Annotated in this window: 13 protein-coding genes; 6 read left to right on the top strand and 7 right to left on the bottom strand. The window is 62.1% G+C overall.

All coding sequences use genetic code 11. The features are described 5' to 3' along the window. Position 1 precedes the first annotated feature (1 nt). The gene (locus tag NDJ82_RS05575) at positions 2–889 is read left to right on the top strand and encodes a lysophospholipid acyltransferase (RefSeq protein ID WP_099586146.1); all 888 of its coding nucleotides are present in this window, start codon (positions 2–4) and stop codon (positions 887–889) included. Between the two features lie 134 nt (positions 890–1,023). Here NDJ82_RS05575 and NDJ82_RS05580 read toward each other — a convergent pair whose 3' ends face one another. From NDJ82_RS05580 to def, 5 genes are all read right to left on the bottom strand, one after another. Continuing rightward, positions 1,024–1,335, bottom strand: a complete 312-nt coding sequence (locus NDJ82_RS05580) for a tetratricopeptide repeat protein (RefSeq protein ID WP_250925062.1) — start codon at positions 1,333–1,335, stop codon at positions 1,024–1,026. 18 nt (positions 1,336–1,353) lie between these two features. Next, positions 1,354–2,727 (bottom strand): Trk system potassium transporter TrkA, encoded by a 1,374-nt coding sequence (gene trkA / locus NDJ82_RS05585; protein WP_112192829.1) that lies wholly within the window; start codon positions 2,725–2,727, stop codon positions 1,354–1,356. Positions 2,728–2,750: 23 nt separating this feature from the next. Beyond that, positions 2,751–4,061, bottom strand: a complete 1,311-nt coding sequence (gene rsmB, locus NDJ82_RS05590) for a 16S rRNA (cytosine(967)-C(5))-methyltransferase RsmB (protein WP_099586149.1) — start codon at positions 4,059–4,061, stop codon at positions 2,751–2,753. Continuing rightward, entirely contained in the window at positions 4,058–5,011 is a 954-nt protein-coding gene (fmt, locus tag NDJ82_RS05595; RefSeq protein ID WP_112192831.1) for a methionyl-tRNA formyltransferase, read from the bottom strand. The genes rsmB and fmt overlap by 4 nt, the downstream gene beginning before the upstream one ends. Before the next feature lie 69 nt (positions 5,012–5,080). After that, the gene (gene def / locus NDJ82_RS05600) at positions 5,081–5,587 is read right to left on the bottom strand and encodes a peptide deformylase (RefSeq protein WP_099586151.1); all 507 of its coding nucleotides are present in this window, start codon (positions 5,585–5,587) and stop codon (positions 5,081–5,083) included. Between the two features lie 135 nt (positions 5,588–5,722). On the opposite strand from def, the gene NDJ82_RS05605 reads away from it, so the two are divergent. The 3 genes from NDJ82_RS05605 to tsaC all read left to right on the top strand — a co-directional run bounded on the left by NDJ82_RS05605 (position 5,723) and on the right by tsaC (position 8,260). Next, complete coding sequence (locus tag NDJ82_RS05605; protein WP_250925063.1) at positions 5,723–6,490, top strand: peptidoglycan-binding protein; 768 nt, start codon at positions 5,723–5,725, stop codon at positions 6,488–6,490. 63 nt (positions 6,491–6,553) lie between these two features. Next, positions 6,554–7,648 (top strand): DNA-processing protein DprA, encoded by a 1,095-nt coding sequence (gene dprA / locus NDJ82_RS05610; protein WP_112192833.1) that lies wholly within the window; start codon positions 6,554–6,556, stop codon positions 7,646–7,648. A 54-nt stretch (positions 7,649–7,702) separates the two neighbouring features. Then, on the top strand, positions 7,703–8,260 hold the full coding sequence (gene tsaC, locus NDJ82_RS05615; RefSeq protein WP_099586154.1) for an L-threonylcarbamoyladenylate synthase type 1 TsaC: 558 nt from the start codon (positions 7,703–7,705) through the stop codon (positions 8,258–8,260). A 99-nt stretch (positions 8,261–8,359) separates the two neighbouring features. On the opposite strand, the gene NDJ82_RS05620 is transcribed toward tsaC, so the two are convergent. Further along, the gene (locus NDJ82_RS05620) at positions 8,360–9,337 is read right to left on the bottom strand and encodes a quinone oxidoreductase family protein (RefSeq protein ID WP_158879284.1); all 978 of its coding nucleotides are present in this window, start codon (positions 9,335–9,337) and stop codon (positions 8,360–8,362) included. A 159-nt stretch (positions 9,338–9,496) separates the two neighbouring features. On the opposite strand from NDJ82_RS05620, the gene hemF reads away from it, so the two are divergent. Next, positions 9,497–10,429: an oxygen-dependent coproporphyrinogen oxidase gene (gene hemF / locus NDJ82_RS05625; protein ID WP_158879285.1), complete on the top strand. Its 933-nt coding sequence runs from the start codon at positions 9,497–9,499 to the stop codon at positions 10,427–10,429. Then, positions 10,429–11,247, top strand: coding sequence for a shikimate dehydrogenase (gene aroE / locus NDJ82_RS05630; RefSeq protein ID WP_250925064.1), 819 nt, complete (start codon positions 10,429–10,431; stop codon positions 11,245–11,247). Before hemF ends, aroE begins: the two co-directional genes overlap by 1 nt. A gap of 16 nt (positions 11,248–11,263) precedes the next feature. Here aroE and NDJ82_RS05635 read toward each other — a convergent pair whose 3' ends face one another. Next, on the bottom strand, positions 11,264–12,832 hold the full coding sequence (locus tag NDJ82_RS05635) for a SulP family inorganic anion transporter (protein ID WP_191946638.1): 1,569 nt from the start codon (positions 12,830–12,832) through the stop codon (positions 11,264–11,266). Between the last annotated feature and the right edge of the window lie 163 nt (positions 12,833–12,995).

Below are 12,995 nucleotides of genomic sequence, written 5' to 3' on the forward strand. Positions count from 1 at the left end.
TGTGGAAAAGTTTAAAGGCGCCTTGCTGGTAGGCGCTCTTCGGTTGTTTGCCCTGCTGCCCTGGCGTGCCGTCCAGGCCGTCGGCACGGCGATTGGCTGGATCATGTGGAAAACCCCCAACCGCTCTCGCGAGACGGTGCGGATCAACCTCTCCAAATGTTTCCCGGACATGGACCCGGCCGCCCGCGAACGCCTGGTTGGCCAGAGCCTGATGGACATCGGTAAGTCCCTGACCGAAAGCGCCTGTGCCTGGATCTGGCCGGCGCAACGCTCCATCGACCTGGTGCGTGAAGTCGAAGGCCTCGAAGTGCTGCACGAAGCATTGGCCTCGGGCAAAGGCGTGGTCGGCATCACCAGCCACCTGGGTAACTGGGAGGTGTTGAACCACTTCTATTGCAACCAGTGCAAACCGATCATTTTCTATCGCCCGCCCAAGCTCAAGGCGGTGGATGAGTTGCTGCGCAAACAGCGCGTGCAGTTGGGCAACCGCGTGGCGGCGTCCACCAAGGAAGGCATTCTCAGTGTGATCAAGGAAGTGCGCAAAGGTGGCCAGGTGGGTATTCCCGCTGACCCGGAGCCGGCGGAATCGGCAGGGATCTTCGTGCCGTTCTTTGCCACCCAGGCGCTGACCAGCAAGTTCGTGCCCAACATGCTCGCGGGCCACAAGGCTGTTGGTGTGTTCCTGCACGCCCTGCGACTGCCGGACGGTTCTGGCTACAAAGTAATCCTCGAAGCGGCGCCGGAAGACATGTACAGCACCGACACGGCCACGTCCTGCGCGGCGATGAGCAAGGTGGTGGAGCGCTATGTCGGCGCCTACCCGAGCCAGTACATGTGGAGCATGAAACGCTTCAAGAAACGCCCACCGGGTGAAGCGCGGTGGTACTGATTCACCGCTGATCTAAAGAACAACACAAACCAAATGTGGGAGGGGGCTTGCCCCCGATTGCAGTCTGTCAGCTACTGATATTTGGCTGATACACCGCTATCGGGGGCAAGCCCCCTCCCACATTTGATTTGCGCTTAGGCTTGGCGGTCGAGTTTCTTCAGGAACACCGTCATTTCTTTTTCCGCCTGTTTGTCGCCATGGGCCTGGGCCGCTTCTATGCCCTTTTCCCATGCCAGCCGTGCGGCGGTCAGATCATTCAAGCCAAGTTGCGCCTTACCCAACAACTTCCACGCTGCCGAATACTTCGGGTCGAACTCCACGCATTTCTGCAAATGCTCGGCCGCCTTGGCATTGTCCTTCAGATCCAGATAACCCTTGCCCAGCCCAAAGCGCAGCAGCGAATTATCCACACCCTTGGCGAGCATTTTTTCCAGGGATTCGAGCATGTCGGTCACTCCGGTTGATCAGAAAAAGCTCAAACCCACGTGGAACAACTTCTCCACATCGCGGATATGTTTTTTATCCACCAGGAACAGGATCACGTGGTCACCCGTGGCGATCACCGTATCGTCGTGGGCAATGATCACTTCTTCATCGCGAATAATCGCGCCAATGGTGGTGCCCGGTGGCAGGCCAATATCGCGGATGGCCTTGCCGATCACTTTGCTCGACTTCGCATCGCCGTGTGCGATCGCTTCGATGGCTTCCGCCGCGCCACGGCGCAGGGAGTGCACGCTGACGATATCGCCACGGCGTACGTGGGCCAGCAAGGTGCCGATAGTCGCCAGTTGCGGGCTGATAGCGATGTCGATATCGCCGCCCTGGATCAAGTCGACATAAGCCGGGTTGTTGATGATGGTCATCACCTTCTTGGCCCCCAGCCGCTTGGCCAGCAGCGAGGACATGATGTTGGCTTCGTCATCGTTGGTCAGGGCCAGGAAAATGTCGGCGTCGGCGATGTTTTCTTCCATCAACAGGTCGCGGTCCGAGGCGCTGCCTTGCAGGACGACCGTGCTGTCGAGGGTGTCGGACAAATGCCGGCAGCGCGCCGGGTTCATCTCGATGATCTTCACTTGATAGCGGCTTTCGATGGCCTCGGCCAGGCGCTCACCGATCTGCCCGCCGCCGGCGATGACGATGCGTTTATAGTTTTCGTCAAGCCGGCGCATTTCGCTCATCACGGCGCGAATATTCGCTTTAGCCGCGATGAAAAACACTTCGTCGTCGGCCTCGATCACCGTATCGCCCTGGGGCAGGATCGGCCGGTCACGCCGGAAAATCGCTGCTACGCGGGTTTCCACATTGGGCATGTGTTCGCGCAGCTGGCGCAGCTGCTGGCCGACCAGTGGGCCGCCATAATAGGCCTTCACTGCGACCAACTGCGCTTTGCCACCCGCGAAGTCGATCACCTGCAGGGCGCCCGGAATTTCGATCAGGCGCTTGATGTAGTGGGTCACCACCTGCTCCGGGCTGATCAGCACGTCGACCGGGATGGCGTCGTTATCGAACAGGCCGGCGCGGGTCAGGTAGGCGGCTTCGCGGACACGGGCGATCTTGGTCGGGGTGTGGAACAGAGTGTGGGCGACCTGGCACGCGACCATGTTGGTCTCGTCGCTGTTGGTCACGGCCACCAGCATGTCGGCATCGTCGGCTCCGGCCTGACGCAGCACCGTAGGAAACGACGCACGACCTTGTACGGTGCGGATGTCCAGGCGGTCGCCCAAGTCGCGCAGGCGCTCAGCGTCAGTGTCCACCACGGTGATGTCATTGGCTTCGCTGGCCAAATGTTCCGCCAGTGTGCCGCCCACCTGCCCTGCCCCAAGGATGATGATTTTCATCCGGTCACTCCCTCAAAAACCATTCAGCCGCGTGCGGCGGCAATCTTGATCAGTTTGGCGTAGTAGAAGCCGTCGTGCCCGCCTTCTTGCGCGAGCAATTGGCGACCGTGCGGCTGCTTGATGCCAGCCGTCGTGGCGAGGTCCAGCTCCCGGGCGCCGCTGGTGCGGGCGAGGAAGGCTTCGATCACCTCGGTGTTTTCGGTAGGCAAGGTGGAGCAGGTGGCGTAGAGCAGGATGCCGCCGACTTCCAGGGTCGGCCACATGGCGTCCAGCAGCTCACCTTGCAGGGTGGCCAGGGCGACGATGTCGTCGGGTTGGCGGGTGAGCTTGATGTCCGGGTGGCGGCGGATCACGCCGGTGGCCGAGCATGGCGCGTCGAGCAGGATGCGCTGGAATGGTTTGCCGTCCCACCAGGTGGCGGTGTCACGGCCATCGGCGGCGATCAGGTCGGCACTCAGGCCCAGGCGTGCGAGGTTTTCTCGTACGCGCACCAGGCGCTTGGCTTCCAGGTCGACAGCGACGACACCGGCCAGGTCTTTTTCGACTTCCAGGATGTGACAGGTCTTGCCGCCCGGGGCGCAGCAGGCGTCGAGTACGCGTTGGCCGGGCGCCAGGTCGAGCAAATCGGCGGCCAATTGCGCGGCTTCGTCCTGCACGCTGATCCAACCCTCGGCAAAACCCGGCAGGCTGCGCACGTCAGTGGCGGCTTCAAGCACAATGCCATCGACGCTGTACACGCACGGCGTGGCGTTGATGCCCGCATCGGTGAGCAATTGCAGGTAGGCGTCACGTGCGTGATGACGACGGTTGACCCGCAAAATCATCGGTGGATGCGCATTGTTGGCCGCGCAAATCGCTTCCCACTGCTCGGGCCAGAACGCCTTCAGGGACTTTTGCAGCCAGCGCGGGTGGGCGGTACGCACCACTGGGTCATGTTCCAGCTCGGCCAGCAGCGCTTCGCTTTCGCGCTGGGCGCGGCGCAGTACGGCATTGAGCAAGGCCTTGGCCCAGGGTTTTTTCAGCTTGTCGGCGCAACCGACGGTTTCACCGATGGCGGCATGGGCCGGCACGCGGGTGTAGAGCAACTGATAAAGCCCCACCAGCAGCAGCGCTTCGACGTCAGCATCGGCCGCCTTGAATGGCTTTTGCAGCAGCTTGGCCGCCAGCGCCGACAAGCGCGGCTGCCAACGGGCGGTGCCAAAAGCCAGGTCCTGGGTAAAGCCGCGATCGCGGTCCTCGACCTTATCCAACTGCGTCGGCAGTGAACTGTTCAGCGAAGCCTTGCCGTTGAGTACGGCGGCGAGAGCCTTGGCGGCGGCCAGACGTGGGTTCATTGCGCGGCCACCCCAAGTACGGTGCCCAGGGAAAACTTCTCACGGCGGCTGTTGAACAAATCGCTGAAATTCAGCGCCTTGCCGCCGGGCAATTGCAGACGGGTCAGGCACAGGGCCTGCTCGCCACAGGCGACCAACAGGCCGTCTTTGCTGGCGCCAATGATTTCACCGGGGGTGCCTTTGCCGTCGGCTAACGTGGCGGCCAACACTTTCAAGGCTTCGCCATTGAGGGTGCTGTGGCAGACCGGCCACGGGTTGAAGGCACGCACCAGGCGCTCCAGCTCCACGGCCGGGCGGCTCCAGTCGATGCGTGCTTCGTCTTTGTTCAATTTGTGGGCGTAGGTGGCCAGGTTGTCGTCCTGCACTTCGCCTTCCAGGGTGCCGGCAGCGAGGCCAGCGATCGCTTGGATCACGGCGGGCGGGCCCATTTCGGCCAGGCGGTCGTGCAGGCTGCCGCCAGTGTCTGCGGCGGTGATCGGCGTCACCACTTTGAGCAGCATCGGGCCGGTGTCCAAACCCGCCTCCATGCGCATCACGGTTACACCGCTTTGAGCATCACCGGCTTGCACCGCGCGCTGGATTGGCGCCGCACCGCGCCAGCGTGGCAGCAGTGACGCATGACTGTTGATGCAGCCCAGGCGCGGGATATCCAGCACCACTTGCGGCAGGATCAAGCCGTAAGCCACCACCACCAGCAGGTCAGGCTTTAGCGCAGCGAGCTCGGCCTGTGCCTCGGCGTTGCGCAGGGTCGGCGGCTGCAGCACAGCAATGTTGTGCTCCAGCGCCAACTGCTTGACCGGGCTCGGCATCAGTTTTTGCCCGCGACCGGCCGGGCGATCCGGCTGGGTATACACCGCAATGACATCGTAAGGGCTGGCAAGCAGCGCCTTGAGGTGTTCGGCGGCGAATTCGGGGGTGCCAGCAAAAACAATGCGCAGTGGCTCGGTCATGGGAGGTCTCGGTTAAAAGCAGTCACAAAAGAAAAAGGCTTGCCGCAGCAAGCCTTTGGAAGGAGGGCATCAAGCTTGCTGGCGATGCTTTTTTTCCAGCTTCTTCTTGATCCGATCACGCTTGAGCGTGGACAGGTAATCGACAAACAGCTTGCCGTTGAGGTGGTCGCATTCGTGTTGGATGCACACCGCCAGCAGGCCTTCGGCAATCAGCTCGAACGGCTTGCCGTCGCGGTCCAGGGCCTTGATCTTGACGCGCAGCGGGCGCTCGACGTTCTCGTAGAACTCCGGCACCGACAGGCAGCCTTCCTGGTATTCGCCCATCTCTTCGGTCAGCGGTTCGAACTCTGGGTTGATGTACACCATCGGTTCGCTGCGGTCTTCCGACAGGTCCATGACCACGATGCGCTGATGCACGTTGACCTGGGTGGCGGCGAGGCCGATACCCGGGGCTTCATACATTGTTTCAAACATGTCATCGACCAACTGACGAACCTTGTCGTCCACTACGGCCACCGGTTTGGCGATCGTGCGCAGGCGCGAGTCGGGGAATTCGAGGATGTTCAAAATAGCCATAAGCGTAATTGCTGCACATGTGAGGTAAAGGCAAATCGGCGGTGGGATGGACCCATACGGCCGGTGTGAAAGGCTCGAAAGCCGCGAAGGCTCTGGCATTTCACGCGAACGCACATAATAAAGGAGATTCACCCCATGAGGAAATCGCTACTCGTCTTGCTGCTGTGGGTTCCGTTTGCCGCAGCCCTGGTTCCCCAACCTGGCCCGCGTCTGGATCTACCGACGCAACAGGCCATCCAGCGCTTTTTATTGCACAACCGCATTCTGGATACTCCCCGGGATCTGGACACAGCGCCTTACATTGTCGCGGCCGAGGCCGGGCGCGTGCTGGGCACCCAGGGCGAGCGTTTGCACGCCAGGGGCGACCTGGACCCGGCCCAGCCGAGCTATGGGATCTTTCGCCGAGGCAAGGTCTATACCGACCCCCAGACCCAAGAATTGCTGGGTATCAATGCCGATGACATCGGTACTGCTCGTTTTGTGATGGCGGGGGACCTCAGCACTCTCGCCGTGCAACGGGCCACCCAGGAGGTGCGTCCTGGGGACCGTCTGCTCCGCGCGCAATTGCCCACGGCGCTGGAGCCTCAGAAATCAGCGCCTTTCATTGAAGGAAAAATCATCGATATCCCGAGGGGCGTGACCCAGATCGGCGTGCTGGACGCCGTCACCCTGAACAAGGGCCGGCGCGACGGGCTGGTCGAGGGCCAATTGCTGGCCGTCATCAAAACCGGCGCCACCGTCCGTGACCCGCTAACCGGCGCCCCCACGAAGCTACCCGATGAGCGCGCCGGCACGCTGCTGGTGTTCCGCACCTACGAAAAACTCAGTTATGGCCTGGTTCTCAACGCCTCGCGCCCACTGGCCGTGATGGACCGTTTCGAGACTGCTGAGCAAACGCAATAAATAGCCTGCTAAATAAGTTACCAACAGAGTTATCCACAGCTTGTTCCGGTCAAGGATGATCAGATGTTTCCGATAAACAGCAGTGAAATTTCCCCGTCAGAACTGGAGGCCCGACTACGCTTGCACAGGCTGCCGGAGGTAGGGCCGAAGCGTTTCAGGTTGTTGATCGAAGCGTTCGGCAGCGCTTCAAAGGCTATCAGTGCACCGGCCAGTGCCTGGCGTGCGCTGGGGTTGCCCCCCGTCAGCGCCGACGCCCGGCGCAGTCCGCAAATCCGTGATGGCGCCAGTCAAGCATTGGCCTGGTTAGGGCGCCCGGCCCAGCATTTGCTGATGTGGGACCAACCGGAGTACCCCGCTCTGCTCGCCCAGATCGACGATGCGCCACCGCTGTTATTCGTCGCTGGCGACCCTTCAATCCTCGAAAAACCGCAACTGGCGATGGTCGGCAGCCGGCGCGCGTCGCGCCCTGGCATGGACACTGCCGCGGCGTTTTCTCGCAGTTTGGCCAGTGCTGGTTTTGTCATCACCAGTGGCCTTGCGCTGGGTATCGATGGCGCGGCGCATCAAGCGGCATTGGATGTGGGTGGACATACCATCGGCGTGCTTGGCACGGGCCTGGAAAATTTTTATCCACAGCGCCACCGGCGGCTCGCCGAGGCGATGATTGCCCAAGGCAGTGCCGTGGTGTCCGAGTTCCCGCTGGATGCCGGGCCCCAGGCGAACAACTTTCCCCGGCGCAATCGCATCATCAGTGGCCTGTCGTTGGGCGTACTGGTGGTGGAGGCCAGCGTGGCCAGTGGCTCGCTGATCACCGCGAAGCTGGCCGCCGAGCAGGGCCGTGAGGTGTACGCGATCCCTGGCTCCATCCATCACCCTGGGGCCAAGGGTTGTCATCAGTTGATCCGCGAGGGTGCGACGCTGGTGGAAACCATCGAGCACATCCTTGAAGGCTTGCGGGGCTGGCAGGCATTGTCGCGCCCCACGCCGATGCCAGTGACCCATCCGTTGGTGGCTTTGCTGCACGCGGCACCTCACACCAGCGAAGCCCTGGCGATTGCCAGCGGCCGGCCTTTGTCCCAGGTGCTGGCGACCCTCACCGAGTTGGAACTGGAAGGCTTGGTCATCTGCGAAAGCGGGCGCTGGCTTGCACGCTGCTAGGTTTTGTAACGAAGATCGGTAAACTGCGCAGAGCTTTAGTCCGGAGAGTAAACAATGGTCAACAGGTGGCGTGTGCTGGAAGCCGCACGGGAAATTCGCGCAGGCGCGGTGATTGCCTATCCAACCGAGGCGGTCTGGGGCCTGGGTTGCGACCCTTGGAACGAAGAAGCGGTGGACCGGCTGCTGGCGATCAAGAATCGCTCGGTGGACAAGGGCCTGATCCTGGTTGCCGACAATATCCGTCAGTTCGACTTCCTGTTCGAAGACTTCCCGGATACCTGGATCGACCGCATGGCCAGCACCTGGCCTGGGCCGAATACCTGGTTGGTGCCGCATCAGGATTTACTGCCGCAATGGGTTACCGGTGTGCATGACACCGTGGCGCTGCGGGTCAGCGATCACCCCTTGGTGCGTGATTTATGCGCGCAGGTGGGGCCGTTGATTTCCACCTCGGCCAACCCGCAAGGCCGCCCGGCTGCCCGTACGCGGATTCGTGTGGAGCAGTATTTCCGTGGCCAGGTTGACTTGGTGTTGGGTGGCGCCTTGGGCGGGCGCAAGAACCCCAGCCTGATTCGCAACCTGGCGACGGGTGAGGTGGTGCGGCCTTCCTGAGACCGCGTCGAATCGTCGAACCGCCCCTCCCACATTTGAACCGTGTCCTTCAGGACAACACGGTCAACTGTGGGAGGGGGCTTGCCCCCGATGGGGCCCTCAAGGCAACAGAATGGTCGACCCCGTGGTACGCCGCCCCGACAACTCCGTCTGCGCCTTCGCCGCCTCCGCCAACGAATACCGCTGGTTGATATCAATGCGCACCTTGCCGCCTCGGATCATCGAAAACAGATCATTCGCCATCGCCTGCAAGTTCGTCGGGTTGTTGGCGTAGGTCGCCAAGGTCGGCCGGGTGACGTACAGCGAGCCTTTGGCCGACAGTATCCCCAGGTTCACGCCATCCACCGCGCCCGACGCGTTCCCGAAGCTCACCACCAATCCACGTGGCGCAACGCTGTCCAGGGACGTCAGCCACGTATCCTTGCCGACGCCGTCGTACACCACCGGGACCTTTTTGCCGTCGGTCAATTCCAGCACGCGCTTTGCCACGTCTTCCTTGCTGTAATCAATGGTTTCCCAGGCGCCGAGGGATTTGGCCAAAGCGGCCTTTTCTGGCGAACTCACGGTACCGATCAACTTCACGCCCAGCGCCTTGGCCCATTGGCAGGCCAGGGAGCCCACACCCCCGGCAGCGGCGTGGAACAGGATGGTTTCGCCGCCCTTCAGTTCATAGGTCTGGCGCAGCAGGTACTGCACGGTCAGACCTTTAAGCATGGCCCCGGCGGCTTGTTCGAAGCTGATATCGTCCGGCAGGTGCACCAGGTTGGCGGCGGGCAATACGTGCAGTTCGCTGTAGGCACCAAGCGGGCCGCTGCCATAGGCCACGCGGTCGCCGACCTTGAATTGGCTGACTTCGCTGCCGACGGCGTCAACCACGCCGGCGCCTTCTGCACCCAGGCTGGACGGCAAGGCGGGCGGCGCATACAGGCCGCTGCGGAAATAGGTGTCGATGAAGTTCAGGCCAATGGCCTCGTTACGCACCCGAACCTGCTGCGGGCCCGGCTCCGCCGGCGTGTAGTCGACATATTCAAGTACATCGGGGCCGCCATGGGCGCTGAACTGGATACGTTTTGCCATCTGCCTTCTCCTTGGTTCGAACTCGCGTAGCCGCTTATCGAACTCCTAAGCTTGATCTTCGTCAACTGCGACGGCATAGGGTGCGGTGTTATCCTGTGCGCCCATTTGCCGCCGACGCCCAATGGCCTCGCGTAGCTTTGCCCGATTCAAGGTGATGCCATGACTACCCGCACCGAGGCTGTAAAGGCCTACCTGCTTGACCTGCAAGACCGCATTTGCAGCGCCCTGGAAACCTTCGAGACGGACACTCGCTTTATCGAAGACGCCTGGACCCGGCCTGCCGGCGGCGGCGGTCGCACCCGTGTGATCGAAAACGGCGCGGTGATCGAAAAAGGCGGCGTTAACTTTTCCCACGTCTTCGGCAGCGGCCTCCCACCCTCCGCCAGCGCGCACCGCCCTGAACTGGCCGGTCGCGGCTTTGAAGCCCTCGGCGTGTCGCTGGTGATCCACCCGCACAACCCCCATGTGCCGACGTCCCACGCCAACGTGCGCTTTTTCATCGCCGAAAAAGAGGGCGAAGAGCCGGTGTGGTGGTTCGGCGGCGGCTTTGACCTCACCCCGTATTACGGCAACGAAGAAGACTGCATCCACTGGCACCGCGTGGCCGAGCAGGCCTGCGCGCGGTTCGGTCCGGATGTGTACTCGCGCTACAAGGCCTGGTGCGATACCTATTTCCACATCAAGCACCGCAACGAGCCCCGTGGCATCGGCGGGCTGTTTTTCGATGACTTGAACGAGTGGGACTTCGACACCTGCTTCGCCTTCATCCGCGCCATCGGCGATGCCTATATCGATGCCTATCTGCCGATCGTGCAGCGCCGCAAGGCCACGGCCTATACCGAGCAGCAGCGCCAGTTCCAGGAATTCCGGCGTGGCCGCTATGTTGAATTCAACCTGGTCTACGACCGTGGCACGCTGTTCGGCCTGCAATCGGGCGGGCGTACCGAGTCGATCCTGATGTCGTTGCCGCCGCAAGTGCGCTGGGGCTATGACTGGAAAGCCGAGGCCGGCAGCGAAGAAGCGCGCCTCACCGATTACTTCCTGCAAGACCGCGACTGGCTCGGCCTTGCCGCGCCTAAGGCGACCGTCTGATGGATCGTTATGTCGTATTCGGCAACCCCATCGGCCACAGCAAATCGCCGCTGATTCACTGCATGTTCGCCGAGCAGACCGGCGAACAATTGGACTACAGCACCTTGCTTGCTCCCCTGGAGGATTTCACCGGGTGTGCCCGTGAGTTTTTCCTGCAAGGGCGTGGCGCCAACGTCACCGTACCGTTCAAGGAAGAGGCCTACCGCCTGGCCAACAACCTCACCCAACGCGCCCAACGCGCCGGGGCGGTGAACACGCTGAGCAAGTTGGCCGATGGCACGCTGCTGGGTGATAACACCGACGGCGCCGGCCTGGTGCGCGACCTGACGGTCAACGCCGGGCTGAGCCTGCAAGGCAAACGCATCCTGTTGCTGGGTGCCGGTGGCGCGGTACGCGGGGTGTTGGAGCCGTTGCTGGCTGAGCGACCTGCTTCCTTGATCATCGCCAACCGCACCGTGGCAAAGGCCGAGTTGCTCGCTGAACTGTTCGACGACTTGGGCCCGGTGTCTGCCAGTGGTTTCGACTGGCTGCGTGAGCCGGTGGACGTGATCATCAATGCCACGTCTGCCAGTCTGTCAGGCGATGTACCGCCGATTGCCGGCAGCCTGATCGAACCGGGTAAGACCTTTTGCTACGACATGATGTACGCCAAGGAGCCGACCGCGTTTTGCCGTTGGGCGTCCGAGCAGGGTGCTGCGGTGGCGATGGATGGCCTGGGCATGCTGGTTGAGCAGGCGGCCGAAGCGTTTTTCCTGTGGCGCGGTGTGCGCCCGGATTCGGCGCCGGTGTTGGCTGAGCTGCGCCGTCAGTTGGCCTGATACATTTGAACTGCGTTCAGTTCTCGAAATGGAGGGGGCATTTGTCGGCCCCTTCCAGCTTCTTCAGTTCTTCCACTACCTGCGGCCGCGCCCCGCGCAATGTCAGGCTACGCCCCAGCCCCTTCAATCGCCGCGCCTCCTGGTGCAGCATCTCCACCCCGGAATAGTCGATAAAGTTGATCTGCTGCGCTTCGATCACCACCCGCTCGCCCTGCAAACGTTGCAGGCGCACTTGCAGGTAGTGGCTGGCGCCGAAAAAGATCGAGCCGCCGACGCGCAATACGTCGTCGCGACCGTCGCGCCATTGCTGAACCCGTGGCTGCGATGTGCGTTTGAGATAGAAAAACAGTGACGCCAGCACCCCCGCATAGATCGCCGTTTGCAACTCCAGCAGCAAGGTGGCGACGAAGGTCAGGCTCATCACCACAAACTCGGCGCGGCTGACCCGGAACAATGCGCGAATCCCGCGGTGATCCACCAGACCCCAGCAAATCAGCAGGATGCTCGCCGCCATGCTCGGGATCGGAATATGCGCGATCAGCGCAGCGCCAAACAACGCAAACAGCGCCACCCACAACGCGGAAAACATCCCGGCCAACGGCGAGCAGGCACCCGCCTCATAGCTGAGGCCCGAGCGGGTAAAGGACCCGGCCGACAAGTAGCCGGAGAAAAACCCGCCGACGATATTGGATAAACCCTGCGCGCGAACTTCCTGATTCGCGTCGAGCAACTGTTGCGAACGTGCCGACAACGAGCGGGCAATCGACAGGCTGGTCACCAGCCCCAGCATGCCCACCGCCACGGCGCTGGGCAGCAGGCGCAGGATCATGTCCAGGTCCAACGGTAACGGGCTGAACGGCGGCAGTTTGCCGATAAACGAACTGACCAATGCCACATGCCCGAACATCGCCGGCCACAGCCATGCGGCGACGCTGCTTAAGGCCAGTGCGATCAACAGTGTCGGCCAGCGCGGCACCAGGTACTTGAGCACTGCGCCCACCAGCAATGTACTCAAGCCCAGGGCGAGCGAGGCGTGGTCCCATTGGCCGCCATGCTCGATCAACGCCAGCAGGCTATTGATCGCCGTGGCCTGGCTCGGCAAGTCCAGCCCCAGCAGATTGGGCAGCTGACCGAGCGCGATCACGACGGCGGCGCCCAAGGTGAAGCCCAGCACTACCGAATGAGAGACAAAGTTCACCAGCGCGCCAAAGCGCAGCATGCCCAGCAACCACTGGAACACCCCCGCGAGGAACGTCAGCAACAGGATCAAGGTGATGTAGTCCTGTGAGCCCGGTACGGCCAGTGGACTGACACTGGCATACAGCACGATGGAAATCGCCGCCGTAGGGCCGCAGATCAGATGCCAGGACGAGCCCCACAGGCAGGCGATCAGCACCGGAATGATGGCGGCATACAGGCCGTACTCCGGTGGGAGACCGGCGATCAGCGCGTAGGCAATCGACTGCGGCAGGGCAAGCACGGCGCCACTGAGGCCCACCAGCGCATCCCGGCCGACACTGGCACGGGTTTGGCGTGGGAGCCAGCTGAGGAAGGGGAACAGTGTGTGGCGGTTGGGCCGTGGCATCAGAGGCTCGGATTTAAAGGGTTAAACCAGAATAACATTGGGCTGCACGTAGATACCGTCTTGACCTCTCACCGGGCAAGCGCGCGTTTCGCCCTGTAGCAGCTGTCGAGCGCAAGCGAGGCTGCGTTGGCGTCCCCGCAGATCGCGAGGTGTCAATACGTCC

The sequence above is a fragment of the Pseudomonas sp. SR18 genome, assembly GCF_023701505.1.
GTDB classification, from domain to species: domain Bacteria; phylum Pseudomonadota; class Gammaproteobacteria; order Pseudomonadales; family Pseudomonadaceae; genus Aquipseudomonas; species Aquipseudomonas cyclaminis.

Excerpts from the sequence above, each read along its gene's own strand:
- NDJ82_RS05580 (WP_250925062.1), bottom strand. The coding sequence starts at position 1,335 with ATGCTCGAATCCCTGGAAAAAATGCTCGCCAAGGGTGTGGATAATTCG.
- trkA (WP_112192829.1), bottom strand. The coding sequence starts at position 2,727 with ATGAAAATCATCATCCTTGGGGCAGGGCAGGTGGGCGGCACACTGGCG.
- rsmB (WP_099586149.1), bottom strand. The coding sequence starts at position 4,061 with ATGAACCCACGTCTGGCCGCCGCCAAGGCTCTCGCCGCCGTACTCAAC.
- fmt (WP_112192831.1), bottom strand. The coding sequence starts at position 5,011 with ATGACCGAGCCACTGCGCATTGTTTTTGCTGGCACCCCCGAATTCGCC.
- def (WP_099586151.1), bottom strand. The coding sequence starts at position 5,587 with ATGGCTATTTTGAACATCCTCGAATTCCCCGACTCGCGCCTGCGCACG.
- NDJ82_RS05605 (WP_250925063.1), top strand. The coding sequence starts at position 5,723 with ATGAGGAAATCGCTACTCGTCTTGCTGCTGTGGGTTCCGTTTGCCGCA.
- dprA (WP_112192833.1), top strand. The coding sequence starts at position 6,554 with ATGTTTCCGATAAACAGCAGTGAAATTTCCCCGTCAGAACTGGAGGCC.
- tsaC (WP_099586154.1), top strand. The coding sequence starts at position 7,703 with ATGGTCAACAGGTGGCGTGTGCTGGAAGCCGCACGGGAAATTCGCGCA.
- NDJ82_RS05620 (WP_158879284.1), bottom strand. The coding sequence starts at position 9,337 with ATGGCAAAACGTATCCAGTTCAGCGCCCATGGCGGCCCCGATGTACTT.
- hemF (WP_158879285.1), top strand. The coding sequence starts at position 9,497 with ATGACTACCCGCACCGAGGCTGTAAAGGCCTACCTGCTTGACCTGCAA.
- aroE (WP_250925064.1), top strand. The coding sequence starts at position 10,429 with ATGGATCGTTATGTCGTATTCGGCAACCCCATCGGCCACAGCAAATCG.
- NDJ82_RS05635 (WP_191946638.1), bottom strand. The coding sequence starts at position 12,832 with ATGCCACGGCCCAACCGCCACACACTGTTCCCCTTCCTCAGCTGGCTC.